The organism is Litoreibacter meonggei, from assembly GCF_003663885.1.
In the GTDB taxonomy this organism is placed as follows: Bacteria; Pseudomonadota; Alphaproteobacteria; order Rhodobacterales; family Rhodobacteraceae; genus Litoreibacter; species Litoreibacter meonggei.
The window spans coordinates 123,808-140,607 of record NZ_RCCE01000004.1 but is presented as its reverse complement, the minus strand read 5'-3'; the positions used below and the strand labels follow the sequence as shown (position 1 = coordinate 140,607).

Sequence of the window (16,800 nt, the reverse complement as noted above, 5' to 3'; positions counted from 1 at the left end):
GCCATGATCTGGCTCCTTTTGCTGTAGTTCGCCTATTCGGCGGCCTCAATTTTTTTACTGTCTGAGGCGGGTAATGGTGTTGGTGGTTGGGTCTTGATGGCGTCGTGGCCCAAGATCGGTAGCTGAACTTCGAAAACGGCGCCGCCAGCCTGACCATTGCGGGCGGTGAGTCGACCGCCCAAATCAGCGACAATCCCGGATGAGATGGCAAGACCAAGTCCAACCCCCTCACCCGGTTGTTTGGTGGTATAAAACGGCTCAAATAGCTCTTCGAGACTTTCGAGTCCCTCGCCGTTGTCGCGGACACTAAGCACGGCGGTTTCGCCCGAATTAAGCAATATCTCGACTTGCGGTTTAGCCACGCCCTTGGTGGCATCCAGCGCGTTACGAAACAGATTAATAATTACCTGCTCCAGCCGTACACGGTCGCCAAGAACCAGAACCGGTTCCTCGGGCAAGGTGGAAACCACGCGCACATCGCCGCGCTTTAGTTGCGGCTCCATCATCGATAGCGAGCCGCGCACGGCGTCTCGCAAATCCACGGGCTCAAGCGCGTCTCCGCCTTTGCGGGCGTAAGATTTCAACTGGCGCGTTATCGAACCCATCCGGTCTATCAAATCATCAATCCGCTGGAAGGATGCCTGAGCTTCGTCAGGGCGGCGGCGTTGCAGCAGCAGCTTGGCACCTGCAAGATAGGTCTTCATCGCTGCCAGAGGTTGGTTCAACTCGTGGCTCACAGCGGCGGACATCTCTCCCAAAGCCGCAAGTTTTTGCGACTGAGCCAAAGATTGCTCCGCCACTTCAAGGTTCTTTTGTACTTTTTGGCGCTCCGCAATCTCGCGGCTAAGACGCAGATTCAGTGCGCGTAGTTCCTCGCTCTCGCGGCGAAAGAACCCTGCTTGCGATTGAGCGCGGCGAGACAGAACATAGAATGCCAATGCAAGCAGAATGGCAAAAGCCATAATCTCGATGGCAAGGACCCCGTTCACCCGTTCCCGCACACTCGCATAGGTCGAGAACGATGTGATCCGCCAGCCCCTGAACGGGATGCGTCCGACCATTTCCATCACCGCCTCGCCGCGAAAATAAGCATCTGGTTGTTCTATATCGAACAGCCCACCGGTTGCCTCAAAGGCGCGACGCAGGGCACTGTCTGGCGTCCGAGTCTCCAACGCTTCGGCGATGTCGAGCCCGCGCCAGCGCGGATCTGTTGCTATAACAATCTGGCCTTCGGAATTGGCAACCAGAACGGCCTCAGACGGCGAGCGCCAACGGGTTTCGAACTGGCGTAGGTCCACATCGACGACGATTACACCGATGCCCTGCTTCTCGGATTCGATCCGGCGGGCATAGGTGAATTTATAAGCCCCGCTTTCCAGCTGTGTTGCGTTAAAAACGGTGTCGTTAGCGCGCAGCGCATCGACGAAGTAGGGCGAGTTGCGGAACACCGCACCCAATTCATTACGATCAGACGACGCCACAGTCACTCCGTCCTGATCCAAAAGACGCAGCGCAGCAGCGCCAATCTCTTCCGAGAACGAAATCAGGCGGCGGGACGTGGCCGAGAAATCGTTAGAGTTCAACGCCGAGATCATCACAGGGTCGCGTGATAGCAACAATGGCACCACTCGGTTGCGCTGCAACTCTGACGTGATGGCATTTGAATAGAGAGCTAATCGTATCTCGCCACGGTTGCGTGTGGTTTCGGTGAAACGGTCGGTTAGCCAAAGATTGGATATCCAGATGATCCCGACGGCCACCGCAATGAGTGCGATAACAATACCTCGAACCAGCCACGTCGCCTTGGGCGATGGCCGAACTTGATAAGACGGCACCGTTTTTACATCGGAGCCGCCAGATGGAGGCGTTGTCTTCATGCGCCTAGATTAGGTTACTGCCCGAGCACTCTCAAGCTCACCCATAGGCGAAATCACGCCAGAGCCAAAACCTCGGTCAGGGATTTGAACACGCCCTGCCCGTCGGTCCCGCCATGGGTAGGCTCACATGCACGTTCCGGATGCGGCATCATTCCCAGAACACGGCGGTTTTCACTGAGAATACCCGCAATGTCACCGGTCGAGCCATTCGGGTTGTCCACATAGCTGAACGCGACACGGTCTTCGCCACGCAGTCGTTTGACCAAATCAGCGTCGGCGGAAAAGTTCCCATCGTGGTGGGCGATCGGCACCATGATCTCGCTGCCTTTGCTGTACGCATTGGTGAACGGGCTATCCGCCGTCTCGACCCGCAGCGCTTGCTGGCGGCACACGAATTTCAAACCGGCGTTTCGCATCAGCACTCCGGGTAGCAGGCCGGTCTCACAGAGCACCTGAAATCCATTACAGAAGCCAAGCACATGGCCGCCTTTATGGGCATAATCCACCACCGCGCGACAAATCGGCGATTGCGCGGCGATTGCGCCGCAGCGCAGGTAGTCACCGAAGGAGAAACCACCCGGAATTCCGATGACATCCATACCCTTTGGCAGGTCGGTATCCTTGTGCCACACCATAGACACCTCGAAGCCCGCTTGGCGGAACCCTTCGGCAAGATCGCGGTCGCAGTTCGAACCGGGGAAGACAATGACGGCAGCTTTCATGGCAAAACGATCCTTTAACTTAGAAAATCAGTGATGACGGCCACGCCCGGAGGGGTCGGCCCGTTGAAGGCGGCAAGCTCGTCCGAAACGCCAGACAATCCGATTTCGCGGGCAATGAGTGGCGACATATCAATACGACCGCTGGTGATCAGCGCCAACAGGCTCGGATACTTCCACGGCGGCATGCCACGTGTTCCATAGAGCGCCAGATTGCCCAGATAAACCGCGCTCATGTTGATTTCCATCGTGGCGGTGTGGCCGACGGGCATACCAACCTGCACATGGCGCCCCAGCGGGCGCAGGCATTCAATGGAGGCGTTGGTGGTGATAGGCAGGCCAAGCGCCTCAACTGACACATGGGCCCCACCACCGGTAATCTCTTTGATTTGAGCGGCGACATGGCCGTCAATGGCATTCACCGCAGCTTCGGCCCCCAAGCCTTTGGCGTGGGTGAGTTTTTCCTCGACGATATCGACAACAACCACACGTGCCCCCATAGCGACGCCGAGCAGAAGCGCAGAGAGCCCAATGCCGCCGGTGCCATGCACGGCCAGCCACTCACCCGGCTGCAACGCCGCGCGCCCTGTCAGTGCATGCCACGCCGTCGTGACGCGGCATCCAAGGCCGGCGGCGACGGTGGGTGATAGAGTCTCTGGCAAGTAGGCGAGGTTGTGGTCAAACGGCACCGCCACATACTCGGCAAACGCACCGGGCTCGACAAAGCCCGGAAGGCGCTGATTTGGGCAGGTGTTCTGGTTTCCCTCTTGGCATGACGGACATGCGCCGCAGGCCAGAATGAACGGAGCGATCAGCCTGTCGCCCAATTTGTGCGTTGCCAGCGGCCCCGCTTCAACAACTTCACCGCAATATTCATGCCCGCCGATCTGGCCCGGCTTCACGCGCGGGTGTTCTCCCGTCCAGCCATGCCAATCCGAACGGCACACGCCACACGCCATCACCTTCAGAACAACTCCGTCCTTCGGGCAATCCGGCTCGGCCACGTCCTCGATGGACAATGGCGCGTTATACTCGCGAAGTACGGCTGCGCGCATTACGACATCTCGATCGTGTAGCTTTCGATCACGGTGTTCGCGAGAAGCTTCTCACACATGTCTTTGACAGTCGCCTCAGTGGTGCCATCGGCCAGATCCAGCTCGATTACCTTGCCTTGACGTACGCCGTTCACGCCCGAAAAGCCCAAAGTCCCTAGCGCATGGCGCACGGCCTCGCCTTGTGGATCCAGCACCCCGTTTTTCAACATGATATGGACGCGTGCTTTCATGATCGTAGCTCCCTCAGCTTTTTAAGACGGCGCATTCCCAGCCGTCATATTCCCAGCCCATGCGCGCAAATTCATCACGCAGGCTGTCTGTCAGTTGGTCAAATTCTTCATCGGCTACGGCCGCGTAGTGCTCGCCCATAACGCCGCTTCGGAACTGTGTCTCGGAAACGTCCAGCCCAGCCTCGGCGAACAATTCAACAGCATGATCCATGCCGGCCGCATTTGGACCGCGCAGCGGATAGGCAAAGTGGCGCACATGGCGTTCTTGCGTACCATCGTCCCCCTGCTCCGCGATTTGCGCAAGGACCAGCTTGTTGGCCTTCGGACTGCCCAATTCCAACGGCTTGCGAAACCGCGCGGCGATGGAATTGAGCAAACGTAAAATCACGGGCGATGTCCGTTAGTTAATCAATGTAGGCTTGCCTAACGGCGCGTTGTTATTGGGTAAAACGCCCAAACGACGGGCAACTTCGGTATAAGCATCGGCCAGGTTACCAAGATCGCGGCGGAATACATCCTTGTCGAGTTTTTCGCCGGTTTCCATGTCCCACAGCCGGCAGCTGTCTGGGCTAATTTCGTCTGCAACGATCAAGCGTTGAAAATCACCATCAAACTGGCGGCCAATCTCGATTTTGAAATCAATGAGCTTGATGCCAACGCCGTACATGACACCCGACATGAAATCATTGACCCGCAACGCTAGCGCTATGATGTCGTCCAGATCTTGCTGGCTCGCCCAGCCCAAAGCGATGATGTATTCTTCAGGCACCAGCGGATCACCCAAGGCGTCGTCTTTATAAGAAAACTCGACGATGGGTCGCGGCAGCATGGTGCCTTCTTCCATCCCCAGACGTTTCGCCATGGAGCCGGCCGCGTAGTTGCGCACAATCACCTCCAGCGGAATGATCTCCACCGCGCGGATCAACTGCTCACGCATGTTCAGACGTTTGATGAAGTGTGTAGGCACACCGATATGGCCAAGACCGGTCATAAAGAACTCGCTCAGGCGGTTGTTCAACACGCCCTTGCCCTCGATTATACCGTGCTTTTCGGCGTTGTTGGCGGTCGCGTCGTCTTTGAAATACTGGACCAGCGTTCCCGGCTCGGGGCCTTCATACAGCGTTTTAGCTTTGCCTTCGTAGATCTTCTTGCGGCGTGCCATGGGCATCTCCTGTGGCGCGGCGTCCCGCGCGGGGCGGGACTCATGTCCCCTCGTTAGCCGAGCCTATACGTCACCCGCGCGGGTCAGACAAGCAATGCAAGCCGCGTCACTTCACCCCGCGAAGACACCAACCCCTTGCGTCAGCGCGAAAGCATGGGCATATCAAGAGGAACAGACATCCACAGGAGCCGTGCATGACCACCTTTGATGACCGCGAAAACGCGTTTGAATCCAAATTCGCCCATGACGCAGAAATGCAATTCAAGGCCGAAGCCCGCCGCAACAAGCTGCTGGGCTTGTGGGCCGCAGAGCTGATGGGAAAATCCGGCGATGACGCAGCAGATTACGCTAAAGAAGTGGTTCGCGCCGATTTCGAAGAAGCCGGTGACGAAGATGTATATCGCAAGGTCGCTGGTGATCTTGGCGATAAGGCCGCTGAAGCTACCATTCGCGCGAAGATGGCAGAGCTGATGGCCGAAGCCAAAGCCCAGTTGCTGACCGAGCTGTAAAACACTGAGACCCAGTATCTTGGAAAGGCCGTCAGAGCATCTCTGGTGGCCTTTTTTTCGCCTAGTCGTTCCTCCATTGACCTCAGCCCGCTATCGCTTTGCGCATTGAAGTATAGCCATTTCCTCTATGATTATATCAAGTGCTCAGGTGAGCTGGTTCATTTTCCCGCAGGTATTGAACCAGAATGCGCGCGCCAATTCACTGCTACGGATAGCATTCCACCCTACCTCTTTTCGAGGCTTGCACTTTGCAGTCTCTCTATCCGCGACCAAACGACTGGGAACCCGTCTCAGCCAGCACGTCAAATTCATGATCATTATGATAATTATCAATTTGATTCATCTAGGCTCGCATGTGATGAGGCCGTTGACGGACTCCGATTTATGACAGGACCATTCCATGACCAATGCTCTCAGCCGCCTGCTTGCCGACCGCGATTGGCTTCTCGCAGACGGGGCGACTGGTACACAATTGTTCAACATGGGGCTAAGCTCTGGTGATGCGCCGGAATTGTGGAACGCGGATCATCCAGACCGCATTCATCGGCTGTATAGCGATGCCGTCAACGCAGGATCCGATCTGTTCTTGACCAACACTTTTGGCGGCAATGCGTCTCGCCTGAAGCTACACGATGCCCAAGATCGCGTGTTTGAGCTAAACCGCTTGGCGGCCGAAATTGGCCGCGAAGTTGCTGATTCCGCAGGGCGTCCAGTGATTGTTGCCGGTTCCATGGGACCAACTGGCGACATTATGGTCCCGATGGGGACACTCACCCACGAAAGCGCTGTCGAAATGTTCCATGAGCAGGCAGAAGGCTTGAAGGCGGGTGGTGCAGATGTTCTTTGGTCCGAGACGATTTCCGCGCCCGAGGAACTGAAGGCTGCGTCCGAAGCCGCGAAACTTGCCGATATGCCGTGGTGTTGCACCATGAGCTTTGACACCGCGGGCCGCACGATGATGGGTCTGACATCCGCAGCCCTGACTGCACTGACCAAACGTTTGCCGCAACAGCCCTTGGCATTTGGGGCTAACTGTGGGGTCGGTTCCTCTGATCTACTGCGCACGGTGCTTGGATTTGACGGCTCTGACATCCCGATCATCGCCAAAGGCAACGCCGGCATTCCGAAATACCATGACGGCCACATCCACTACGATGGCACACCCGATTTGATGGCAGACTATGCATGCCTCGCCCGCGACTCCGGCGCGACGATCATCGGTGGTTGCTGCGGGACCACGCCGGATCATCTGCGCAGGATGCGCGCGGCCCTCGAATCCCGCCCTCGTGGTGAGCGCCCAACATTGCAGCAAATAACCGCCAAACTCGGTGGGTTCTCGTCGGAGAGCGATGGCACAGACGGCGCAGGCCCCGCCCCTCGCGTCACACGTCGCCGCGCCCGCTCTTGACAGATGTCCGGCTCAAAACAGGCTGAGCTGATCTCCTGCCCGCGCAGGTCGGACAAACAAATCGCTTCGGAGTCTAGGAAGATGCTCTCTCAGGCCAATCCGTTTGCAAGCAGTCTGAAAGCGCCGCCGCATCAATTCGGCATGAGTGCCCTGCCCTTTCATCCGCGTCCCGAAAGTAGCGTCGTAGTCACGCCCGCCATGCATCTGGCGCACCCGCGCCATGACTTTTGCAGCACTTCCGGGGACCGCGCGCGCAAGCCAATCTTGAAACAGCCCCGACACTTCGCCGGGCAGTCGGATGCTGATCGTGCTGGCGGCGACCGCACCCGCATCGCAGGCGCTCTGCATAATTGCTTCCAACTCGTGATCCGTGAGACCCGGGATCAATGGCGACACGCTAACCCGAACAGGGATACCCGCCGTCGCCAATCGCTCAATGGTCTGCAGACGGCGTGCAGGGGTCGGCACGCGCGGCTCCATCTGGCGAGCAAGTTTGGCATCCAAGGTGGTGATAGAAATCGACGCCGAGGCCAGCCTGTCGGCGGCCATCGCGCCCAGAATATCTATATCGCGCTCGATCAAACTGCCTTTGGTCACAATAGACACCGGATGCCTGAATCGCTGCAGGGCACCCAAAACTCCGCGCATAATACGCCGATCTTTTTCGATCGGCTGATAGGCGTCGGTATTGGTGCCAATGGCGAGAACGTCAGGCGCATAACCGGGACGCATGAACTCCCGCTCCAATGCCTGAGCCGCATTGGGCCGTGCAATCAGGCGCGTCTCGAAGTCCAGTCCCGGCGACAGTCCCAAATAGGCGTGGCTCGGGCGTGCGAAGCAGTAGATGCAGCCATGCTCACAACCACGATACGGGTTCAGGGAGCGGTCAAATGGCACATCCGGCGACGTGTTGCGCGTCACGACCTTGGTCACCCGCTCGCAGGTGACATGTGTACGACGCAACGGCATTTCTTCTTCGGCCGTATCCCAACCGTCATCAACGGCCACTCGCGCGAGACGTTCAAAGCGCCCAACGTCATTTTTCGGCGTCCCTCGCCCCTTGATCCGGCCTGTCAGTCGTTCCGATCCTGTTGCAGTCGCAGCATTTTTTTCCATTGCAACAATTTGGAACATAAAGAGAACATTTGCAAGCGCAAGTCGGTGCCAGCCATCGCTATGTCGCAAATCGTCGCGCCCGAAACGGTAGCACAGCGCATCAGTTTACTAACGCAAGACCACGGCGCATCAGCGCGTGTTGAGGAGTTCTAAGCCAATGTCAGACGAAGAAGACGATATCATCCTGTCGGAACTCGACGATGAAGAGCTTGTCGCGCAGATGTTCGACGACCTTTACGACGGCCTCAAAGAAGAGATCGAAGAAGGGGTCAATATCCTGCTGGAACGCAAGTGGGAGCCTTACGACATTCTGACCAAGGCTCTGGTCGGTGGCATGACAATCGTGGGCAACGACTTCCGCGACGGCATCTTGTTCGTGCCAGAGGTTCTACTGGCCGCCAATGCGATGAAGGGCGGCATGGCCATTCTGAAGCCTCTGCTTATCGAAACCGGTGCCCCACGTGTGGGCAAGATGGTGATCGGTACCGTTAAAGGCGACATCCACGACATCGGCAAAAACCTTGTCGGCATGATGATGGAGGGCGCAGGCTTCGAAGTTATCGACTTGGGAATCAACAACTCGGTCGAGACTTACTTCGAGGCGCTGGATACCGAAGAGCCTGATATCCTTGGCATGTCGGCGCTACTGACAACGACAATGCCTTACATGAAGGTTGTGATCGATCAGATGGTCGAAAAAGGCATCCGCGACAACTACACCGTGTTGGTTGGCGGCGCGCCTCTGAACGAAGAGTTCGGCAAAGCCATCGGTGCCGATGCGTACTGCCGTGACGCGGCTGTTGCAGTCGAGACCGCCAAAGAGTTCATGACCCGCAAGCACAACCAACTGGCTGCGGGATAACTCGCCGGAAAACTTGTATATTGTGACGGGCCCTTTCGGGGCCCGTTCTCTTATGAAGTACCGCGCTTGACCTCCCCTGCCCGCGGCGCAATCATAAGCCTCGTTTGAGGATCCAACTATGCCATTTACCCGCTTTGCATTGATCTTGTGCTACGTGCTCGTTGCCGCCGGATTAACTGTATTCGCCTTCTCGCAACTGCAGCCGCAAGGGCAAGCCGCGCAGGCGATACCGGCCTTGCTACCGATTGCGATGCTGGCGGGTCTGTTGATCCGTGCCCTTCACAAAAGGCTTGATCGTGACGACACCTGACGACACCACGTTGCGAGACGAGGGATTGGCCCCAGTAGGCGCAGGACGTGTATTGTTGCTGGCATGCGGAGCACTCGCGCGCGAAATTCTGGCGGTGAAGGAAAGCAACGGCTGGGATCACATGACTCTCGCCTGCCTACCGGCCATTCTGCACAATACACCTGACAAAATCGTACCTGCCGTGCGTGAAGCTGTTTCCAAGCACAAAGAAAATTTCGATAAAATTTTCGTGGTCTATGCTGATTGCGGAACCGGTGGGTTGTTAAAAGTGGCCTGTGACGAGATGGGCGTTGAGATGGTCGAAGGCCCGCACTGCTACAGCTTCTATGACGGGAATGCGGAGTTCGAGGCCCGCGGAGAGGTTACATCGTTTTTCCTGACGGACTTTCTATGTCGCCAGTTCGATGCGTTCGTGACCAAACCCTTGGGTTTGGATCGCCATCCAGAGCTACGGGATTTGTATTTCGGCAACTACGAGAAGTTGGTTTACCAAGCCCAACAGCGCGATCCCGCGCTAGAGGAGAAGGCCAAGGCCTGCGCTGCCTTCTTGGGATTAGAATACGAGTATAGATTTACCGGCTATGGCGATCTGGAGACGGCGCTCACGTCGCAAGCTTAATTACGCTGCTGCTGCCACACTACGAATGCGCTCGACCATCGCCCGCACACCATTCGAGCGTTGCGCGGATAGATGTTCGTTCAACCCCAAGCGTCCGAGCTCGGCCACAGCATCCACTTTGGCGACTTCGTCGACGGGAAGCCCTGAATACAAACCTTTCAGGACGGCTATCAAGCCACGAACAATCATCGCGTCGCTATCGCCGTCGAAGCTGAGGACGCCCTGCTCCACTTTCGAATGCAGCCATACCTGGCTGGCGCAACCGTCCACTTTGGTGGCGGGAACTTTTAGCGCATCATCCAACGGGTCCATCGCTTTACCCATGTCGATCACATGGCGATAGCGATCCTCCCAATCGTCTAGGAATTCAAAGGTCTCGACTATCTCTTCAAACGCTTCTTGTGCCATTGCTGTGCACCTTCCAATGACTGTTATGCACGAGTTAACCCGCCGCAGATGTGCCGTCCAGTGCAGGCCGGACTTTTCAAGTCGCTTCGGTTGCGCTACTCCATTGGGAAACACAGGCGCTGGCAGGGACACGAGCAATGACACGCACCATTTTGGCAATTCTGGCAATCAGCCTGACCGTGAGCGCGTGCGGACGCATTCGCGACTCGCGCATCAACCCCTTCAACTGGTTTGGGCGCGACCGTGCTGAAACCGTGGTCGTCGCCGATGAAGCCTTGCTGCGCGACCCCCGCCCGTTCGTATCGCAAGTTCTTTCGCTGAAAGTGGAGCCAACACCGGAAGGCGCAATCATACGTGTCGTCGGCCTGCCGTCGTTGCAGGGATATTGGGACGCTGAACTGCTGGAAGTTGATCGCGACGATCTCAACACGCTGACCTATGAGTTCCGCGTCACGCCACCTCCATCGCAAACGCGCCAAAGCACCCAACGCTCTCGCGAGATTTTTGCAGCTAGGGCCGTCTCCACCAACCGGTTGAACAAGGTGCGTACAATAACAGTGATCGGCCAAAGCAACCGCCGTGCTGTCAAACGTTAAGAATGGCTTCTAAAGCTCTATAATCTTGACGGAATTTCCAGCGCACGACAGAGCCAACTTCCCGTCACACAAGCGAAGCGCATCCTTGCCGAAGACCTCGGACCGCCATCCTGTGAGGGCCAGCACCTCGCGTTCGCCCAGTGCGATATCATCCAGATCGGACGCCGTTGCGATCAGCTTCTGAGCGATCCCAACCTCTTCAGCTTTCGCCTTAAGCATCACCCGCAACAGGTCGGCAAGGGCCGAGTTCATGTTGGAGCGATCTCGCGCTGGTGGCACTTTTGGCATCTTGTCAGGTGGGCAAGATACGCCAGCAGCAACGGCAGCTATGATACCATCGGCGATCGCGCCCTTGCGCGCCTCGCGCAGCAAAAGTCGGGATTTCCCGATATCGCGTTCGTCTTTAGGCTTGGTTGACGCCAGTTCCAAAAGCGCATCATCTTTGAAGACACGACTGCGCGGAACGTTGCGTTCCCGCGCATAGGCTTCACGGAACTTGGCCAGCTCGCGCACGATGGCAAGAAACTTTGGTGCATTAGAGCGCACCTTAACACGGCGCCATGCATCCGCAGGAACAACCACATATGTTTCCGGTGCCAGCAACACAGCCATTTCTTCTTCAACCCAGGGCTTTCGACCCGTGCGTTCCAGCCGTTTGGACAGATATTCGTAGATGTCGCGCAAATGGGTGACGTCAGCCAACGCGTATAACTTCTGCGCGTCACTTAAGGGACGGCGCGACCAATCGGTGAACCGGGACGACTTGTCGACGGTAGACTTGGTGATTTTGCGAACCAGGGTTTCGTAACCGACTTGCTCCCCAAAGTCGCACACCATGGCTGCCACTTGAGTGTCAAATAACGGTTTCGGGATTACGCCGCCCTCAACAAAGAAGATCTCAAGATCTTGCCGCGCTGCGTGGAATACTTTCACAACGCTTTCGTCTCGGAACAAGTCGTAGAGCGGCTCCAAAGACATGTTCGCGCCAACGATGGGGTCAACAAGAACGGCGTCGTTGCGGTCATCGCCGGGGATGGCCAACTGGATCAGGCACAGCTTCGCGTAGTAGGTGCGTTCGCGCAGAAACTCTGTATCAACAGTGACGTAAGGGAAGCCCTTAGCCCGTTCGCAAAAAGCGGCCAAATCTTCGGTTGTGGTGATCGTTATTATGTCTGATGGCATGTAGGTTCTTCGCGTAATCGCTTGTTGTTGTTGTTCTTTGTAGACTGCCCCCAAGCCTGTTCTTTCTTAGGCGCTTTAAGAACAAAATGGAAGCCTAAGCGTCAGGTCAATTCCAACACCCCACGCTGATCCTGAGCGAAACGGCGTAGAACTGCCGGATACAAGCGATGTTCCTGTACCAGAACTTTGGCGGCCAAGCTCTCGGTAGTTTCTCCCGCTTCCACTTTCACGCGCGCCTGTCCGAGGATCGGGCCGTCATCCAGTTCTGGCGTGACGATGTGGACCGAACACCCCGCCTCTGCATCGCCAGCCTCAATCGCGCGGGCATGGGTGTTCAGGCCTTTGTATTTCGGCAAAAGCGAGGGGTGAATATTAAGCATACGACCCGTATAGCGTTCCACAAAACTCGCGGTCAGGACACGCATGAAACCTGCAAGGCAAATGATGTCAGCCTCGGCTGCATCCAGCAGTTTGATCAGTTCTACCTCAAAGGCCGCACGATCGTTGCCAAACTGGCGGTGATCAACTGCTGCGGCCGTTATTCCGCGAGCGGAAGCGCGCTCCAGCCCTTTGGCGGCGGGGTCATTTGACAAGACCAGAACGGGTCGCGCCGGATGGTCGCCCACCATACTGTCGCACAGCGTCAGCATGTTGGAGCCGCCACCCGAAACCAGAATGGCGACCTTTTTCAAAGCAGTCGGCCCGAGTAGCGCACCCCCTCATTGGAAGTGACGGCACCAATGCGGAATACTGTTTCGCCTTCATCTTGCAACAGCGCAGTGAGTGATTCTGCGGCACGGGGGTCCACGGCCAAGACCATGCCGATGCCGGAATTGAAGGTTTTCAGCATCTCGGGTTCATTGATACCTGCGACGCCGGCCATCCAAGAAAACACGCCCGGTAGATCCCACGTGCCAAGGTCTATTTCGGCCCCCAAACCTTCCGGCAATACCCTTGGCAGGTTCTCGGTCAACCCGCCACCCGTGATGTGGGCCAGCGCATGGACACCTCCTGCCCGCACCGCGGCCAGCGCGGATTTAACGTATAGGCGCGTGGGTGTCAGAAGGGCTTCGCCCAACGACTGCCCCTCGGAGAATGGTGCCGCGTCGCCCCATCCTTTACCGGACGCCTCGACCACCTTGCGAACAAGTGAATAGCCATTGGAATGGACACCGCTCGAGGCCAAGCCAAGCAGAACATCACCCTCAGCCACGCCCGCGGGCAAAGCAGTGCCACGCTCCATTGCACCCACGGCGAAGCCCGCCAGATCGAAATCACCCTCGCTATACATGCCGGGCATTTCGGCGGTTTCACCGCCGATAAGCGCGCAACCTGAGGCCTCGCAGCCCGCCGCGATGCCGTTGATGATCGTCGTGGCCGTATCAAGATCAAGCTTTCCGGTGGCAAAGTAATCCAGAAACAGCAAAGGCTCTGCGCCTTGGCACACCAGATCATTGACGCACATGGCAACCAGATCGACACCGATAGTGTCGTAGTGGCCGGTATCAATGGCTATGCGCAGCTTGGTGCCGACGCCGTCGGTGGCAGACACCAAAATCGGATCCTTGAACCCTGCGTCCTTGAGGTCAAACAACGCCCCGAAGCCACCTAGACCTTCCATCACGCCAGAGCGTTTGGTGGCGGCGGCAGCAGGCTTGATCCGGTCGATCAGTGCATTGCCAGCATCAATATCCACGCCAGCATCGGCGTAGGTCAAACCGTTCTTCGGGGTCTTTGTCATGGGGTCACATCCGGCAGCAGATTAGAGTTGCGCCGACCTAACAAGCCAGCGTGCACGAGTCTATGGCTGCTTCTTCGCTGCCAGCTTTTCTTGCATCTTCAGCTCGGTTTTCGCACCAAATCCGAAGAAAAATCGACTGGCGAGCCAGTAAACCGTAAATGCGATGGCAATAATGATGACCCACCCGGTCGGACCTACTTCGCTCAACGATTGGGACACATCTGCCAAACCGCCGAACGCCGTGACAAACACCAATGAGAACGCGAGCCCCAACGCCGCGTTAATTACCACGAACACTGCCGACAGTTTCCAAGCGAACCCGCTTTCGGGCTGCTTCATAAGACGGCGCGCGTAGGTTTGACCTGCATCCATTGCGGGAACAAGTGCGGTGGCGATGGAGCCGCCGGAGCCGATGTCGAACCCAGCAAACACGTCCAGCAGGTACGATATGACAAGCACCGCGAACATAGTGATCACCGAAACCACAGCGTAGCGTTTCAGCAGGTATCCGGTAGCCATCGCATGTTCCTTTTGATTTAGCGTCCGGTTTAAAACACCCGCGTATCTTTCGCAATTGATGCGCCTAAGAGACTTGACGCGGGCGATCGGTCTGGTAGCCATCCGTTCCTAGTGGGCCTGTAGCTCAACTGGTTAGAGCAGAGCGCTCATAACGCTTTGGTTGCGGGTTCAAGTCCTGCCGGGCCTACCACTACACTTTATCGCGGAAGCACGAGTTCCGCTTTCAAGCCGCCCAATTCCTCGCTATCGCCCAAGCGCAACGTGCCGCCATGTGACCGCGCCACATCCGCCGCGATTGCCAATCCCAGTCCGACCCCCGAGCCTGCGTTTTGGTTGCGTGACGCATCCAGTCGCGAGAACGCCTTGACCGCCTGTTCGCGTTGCGCCTCGGGAATGCCGGGGCCGTCGTCTTCGACGCTGATCCGAAGCGCAGTTTCCAATATCGTGATTTCGACGCGCGCACGCGATCCATAGCGAACCGCATTGTTAATCAAGTTCTCCACCGCACGCTGCACCGAGAGCGGGCGGAGCTTCAAAAGAATCGCTGCTGGAATCACGCCGACAAGCTCGACGGACTTGCCGGCACGTTGTGCATTCACCACGAGGTCGCTAACCAGTTCGACCGGGTCAACCTTCTCCAGCTCCTCCAGAGCATCCGCTTTTGCAAAATCGAGGAAGGCCTCAATCAGACGTTCCATCTCGTCCACGTCGCCAATCAGGTCTTTAGTGTCCTCGGTGTCGGTCTGCATCGATAGACCTAATTTCAACCGCGTCAGCGGCGTGCGTAGGTCATGGCTCACCCCCGACAGCATCAAGGTTCGCTGCTCGATCTGACGCTCAATACGGGCACGCATATTCAAGAATGCCGCCCCGGCCGAACGCACTTCCGATGCCCCACCCGGATAGTAAGGCTCGTTACGGCCCTTACCAAAGGCCTCGGCCGCACGAGCAAGGCGTCGGATCGGGCGCAGTTGGTTCCGCAGGAACAGATAGGAAATTACTGTCATCAGAACCGCAGTCAACAACATCAAAACCAGCAATTGGTGTGGGTTGGATGCGGCGACGCGGCGGCGAGAAAAAGCAACCTCCATGACACCTTTGGACGTGCCTAGACTGGCTTGGACAGTTTTGTCGAGGCTCACAAGATCGACGGTCCGTAGGGTGTCGAACCGCTGGGCCAACGTGTCGCGAATAACCCGACCGGACAAGTCGGTAAAGCTCCTGCGCTCCGCGACTTCCACTCCGGGAAATGCGACTTTCATGTCGAGCGCAGCTGCCATTGCCGCAACCTGTTGTGCGGCAATATCAACCGATTCCGCATCTTCCACCGTGTCGAGCAGCAGTTGTAGCTCCACCGAGATGTTTTGCGTCATCTGCACGGTGACGTCTTCATACAGGCGTTGAATGAACGCGAAGGAAACCACCAATTGGATGGTCACAATCGGAACCAACAGGATAAGCGCCGCCCGCCCATAGAGGCTGCGTGGAAGGTAGCGCTTTATTGAGAACCGTGCCATGTTCCGGACCGTAAAGCCCCTTGACCCAAAGGAAAAGAGCGATGGCAAATCCCAAGCCCGACACCCGCAAGCCGGGCCAACCAATCACCGTCGCACCCGGCCTAAAATGTATCTTGGCACCAAACGCCTCGCCCATGACCTACACTGGCACCAACACCTACCTGCTTGGCACGCGAGACATTGCAGTTATCGACCCTGGACCGCCGGACGAGGATCACTTGGCCGCAATTCTGGATGCACTAGAAGCGCATCAGCGTATCAGCCACATCTTCGTGACCCATTCGCATATCGACCATTCACCATTGGCTATGGTGCTGGCACAAGTTACTGGCGCAAAGGTGTTCGGGTTCGGAAGCAGTAGCGCCGGACGCGCGCCAGTTATGGCGTCCTTCGCCGACTTGGGCGGCGGCGAAGGCATCGATGCCACCTTCCTGCCCGACGTCACCCTTGCGCATGACACCCGCGTCGAGGGCTCTGACTGGAGCCTGACGGCCCTGCACACCCCCGGGCATATGGGAAACCACCTGTGTTTCCAGTGGCACGAAGGTGACGCCATTTTTAGCGGTGATCTCGTCATGGGCTGGGCCACGTCGATGGTGTCGCCTCCTGACGGGCATGTGACGGATTTTATGGCATCATTGGAAATGCTGGCCAACCGTGATCCCGTAGCAACCTACTATAGCGGCCACGGGATGCCGGTAGAGGACCCCGCCCGACGGCTTGAGGAATTGCTCATTCATCGACGAATGCGCGAATCCCAAATTCTGTCGTCGCTGCAATCCTCGCCGCAAACCCCGAAGGAGCTGACCGCGCAGATTTATACCGATGTGAGTCCTGCACTTCTGCCCGCCGCCGAACGAAATGTAGTCGCTCATCTGATTGATCTTTCCGAACGCAACCAAGTGAAAGCGGAGCATAAACTCACCGCGACAAGCCGGTTTTCAGTTATCTGAATAATTTGGGTAAAACA

20 protein-coding genes and 1 tRNA gene are annotated in these 16,800 nt (G+C 57.1%); 8 read left to right on the top strand and 13 right to left on the bottom strand.

Going from position 1 to position 16,800, the window contains the following annotated elements; all coding sequences use genetic code 11:
* Positions 1-32: 32 nt before the first annotated feature.
* From BCF46_RS12650 to purC, 6 genes are read right to left on the bottom strand one after another with little or no spacing between them, the layout of a single operon-like run.
* Entirely contained in the window at positions 33-1,877 is a 1,845-nt protein-coding gene (locus tag BCF46_RS12650) for a sensor histidine kinase (RefSeq protein ID WP_121024812.1), read from the bottom strand.
* 53 nt (positions 1,878-1,930) lie between these two features.
* Positions 1,931-2,599 carry a phosphoribosylformylglycinamidine synthase subunit PurQ gene (gene purQ / locus BCF46_RS12645; protein ID WP_121024810.1) on the bottom strand — a complete coding sequence of 223 codons (669 nt, stop codon included), beginning with the start codon at positions 2,597-2,599 and terminating at the stop codon, positions 1,931-1,933.
* A gap of 14 nt (positions 2,600-2,613) precedes the next feature.
* Positions 2,614-3,651: a zinc-dependent alcohol dehydrogenase family protein gene (locus BCF46_RS12640; protein WP_121024808.1), complete on the bottom strand. Its 1,038-nt coding sequence runs from the start codon at positions 3,649-3,651 to the stop codon at positions 2,614-2,616.
* Complete coding sequence (purS, locus tag BCF46_RS12635) at positions 3,651-3,881, bottom strand: phosphoribosylformylglycinamidine synthase subunit PurS (RefSeq protein WP_121024806.1); 231 nt, start codon at positions 3,879-3,881, stop codon at positions 3,651-3,653. The genes BCF46_RS12640 and purS overlap by 1 nt, the downstream gene beginning before the upstream one ends.
* 13 nt (positions 3,882-3,894) lie before the next feature.
* Positions 3,895-4,269: a ribonuclease E inhibitor RraB gene (locus BCF46_RS12630; protein ID WP_121024804.1), complete on the bottom strand. Its 375-nt coding sequence runs from the start codon at positions 4,267-4,269 to the stop codon at positions 3,895-3,897.
* 12 nt (positions 4,270-4,281) lie between these two features.
* The gene (gene purC / locus BCF46_RS12625; protein ID WP_121024802.1) at positions 4,282-5,043 is read right to left on the bottom strand and encodes a phosphoribosylaminoimidazolesuccinocarboxamide synthase; all 762 of its coding nucleotides are present in this window, start codon (positions 5,041-5,043) and stop codon (positions 4,282-4,284) included.
* 194 nt (positions 5,044-5,237) lie between these two features.
* Here purC and BCF46_RS12620 point away from each other — a divergent pair, with 194 nt between their 5' ends.
* On the top strand, positions 5,238-5,552 hold the full coding sequence (locus tag BCF46_RS12620; RefSeq protein WP_121024800.1) for a DUF1476 domain-containing protein: 315 nt from the start codon (positions 5,238-5,240) through the stop codon (positions 5,550-5,552).
* Positions 5,553-5,952: 400 nt separating this feature from the next.
* Positions 5,953-6,960 (top strand): betaine--homocysteine S-methyltransferase, encoded by a 1,008-nt coding sequence (gene bmt, locus BCF46_RS12610; RefSeq protein WP_121024796.1) that lies wholly within the window; start codon positions 5,953-5,955, stop codon positions 6,958-6,960.
* 12 nt (positions 6,961-6,972) lie between these two features.
* Here bmt and BCF46_RS12605 read toward each other — a convergent pair whose 3' ends face one another.
* The gene (locus BCF46_RS12605; protein ID WP_121025390.1) at positions 6,973-8,076 is read right to left on the bottom strand and encodes a PA0069 family radical SAM protein; all 1,104 of its coding nucleotides are present in this window, start codon (positions 8,074-8,076) and stop codon (positions 6,973-6,975) included.
* Positions 8,077-8,233: 157 nt separating this feature from the next.
* Here BCF46_RS12605 and BCF46_RS12600 point away from each other — a divergent pair, with 157 nt between their 5' ends.
* From BCF46_RS12600 to BCF46_RS12590, 3 genes are all read left to right on the top strand, one after another.
* Positions 8,234-8,938: a corrinoid protein gene (locus BCF46_RS12600; RefSeq protein WP_121024795.1), complete on the top strand. Its 705-nt coding sequence runs from the start codon at positions 8,234-8,236 to the stop codon at positions 8,936-8,938.
* A 118-nt stretch (positions 8,939-9,056) separates the two neighbouring features.
* Positions 9,057-9,248, top strand: coding sequence for a hypothetical protein (locus BCF46_RS12595; protein WP_121024793.1), 192 nt, complete (start codon positions 9,057-9,059; stop codon positions 9,246-9,248).
* Positions 9,232-9,867 (top strand): DUF1638 domain-containing protein, encoded by a 636-nt coding sequence (locus BCF46_RS12590; protein WP_425454426.1) that lies wholly within the window; start codon positions 9,232-9,234, stop codon positions 9,865-9,867. Before BCF46_RS12595 ends, BCF46_RS12590 begins: the two co-directional genes overlap by 17 nt.
* Here the strand turns inward: BCF46_RS12590 and BCF46_RS12585 are convergent, their stop codons facing one another.
* Positions 9,868-10,275 carry a SufE family protein gene (locus BCF46_RS12585; protein ID WP_121024791.1) on the bottom strand — a complete coding sequence of 136 codons (408 nt, stop codon included), beginning with the start codon at positions 10,273-10,275 and terminating at the stop codon, positions 9,868-9,870.
* A 137-nt stretch (positions 10,276-10,412) separates the two neighbouring features.
* Between BCF46_RS12585 and BCF46_RS12580 the strand changes: the two genes are divergently transcribed.
* Entirely contained in the window at positions 10,413-10,871 is a 459-nt protein-coding gene (locus BCF46_RS12580) for a hypothetical protein (protein WP_121024789.1), read from the top strand.
* A gap of 9 nt (positions 10,872-10,880) precedes the next feature.
* Here BCF46_RS12580 and rnd read toward each other — a convergent pair whose 3' ends face one another.
* From rnd to BCF46_RS12560, 4 genes are all read right to left on the bottom strand, one after another.
* On the bottom strand, positions 10,881-12,041 hold the full coding sequence (gene rnd / locus BCF46_RS12575; RefSeq protein WP_121025385.1) for a ribonuclease D: 1,161 nt from the start codon (positions 12,039-12,041) through the stop codon (positions 10,881-10,883).
* A 113-nt stretch (positions 12,042-12,154) separates the two neighbouring features.
* Positions 12,155-12,745, bottom strand: a complete 591-nt coding sequence (gene purN / locus BCF46_RS12570; protein ID WP_121024787.1) for a phosphoribosylglycinamide formyltransferase — start codon at positions 12,743-12,745, stop codon at positions 12,155-12,157.
* Complete coding sequence (gene purM, locus BCF46_RS12565) at positions 12,742-13,794, bottom strand: phosphoribosylformylglycinamidine cyclo-ligase (protein ID WP_121024785.1); 1,053 nt, start codon at positions 13,792-13,794, stop codon at positions 12,742-12,744. The genes purN and purM overlap by 4 nt, the downstream gene beginning before the upstream one ends.
* Before the next feature lie 60 nt (positions 13,795-13,854).
* On the bottom strand, positions 13,855-14,313 hold the full coding sequence (locus BCF46_RS12560; protein ID WP_121024783.1) for an ABZJ_00895 family protein: 459 nt from the start codon (positions 14,311-14,313) through the stop codon (positions 13,855-13,857).
* Positions 14,314-14,426: 113 nt separating this feature from the next.
* Between BCF46_RS12560 and BCF46_RS12555 the strand changes: the two genes are divergently transcribed.
* Positions 14,427-14,503 (top strand) — tRNA-Ile (locus BCF46_RS12555).
* A gap of 7 nt (positions 14,504-14,510) precedes the next feature.
* On the opposite strand, the gene BCF46_RS12550 is transcribed toward BCF46_RS12555, so the two are convergent.
* On the bottom strand, positions 14,511-15,830 hold the full coding sequence (locus tag BCF46_RS12550) for an ATP-binding protein (protein ID WP_121024781.1): 1,320 nt from the start codon (positions 15,828-15,830) through the stop codon (positions 14,511-14,513).
* 41 nt (positions 15,831-15,871) lie between these two features.
* On the opposite strand from BCF46_RS12550, the gene BCF46_RS12545 reads away from it, so the two are divergent.
* Positions 15,872-16,783 carry an MBL fold metallo-hydrolase gene (locus BCF46_RS12545; RefSeq protein ID WP_121024779.1) on the top strand — a complete coding sequence of 304 codons (912 nt, stop codon included), beginning with the start codon at positions 15,872-15,874 and terminating at the stop codon, positions 16,781-16,783.
* Positions 16,784-16,800: the final 17 nt, after the last annotated feature.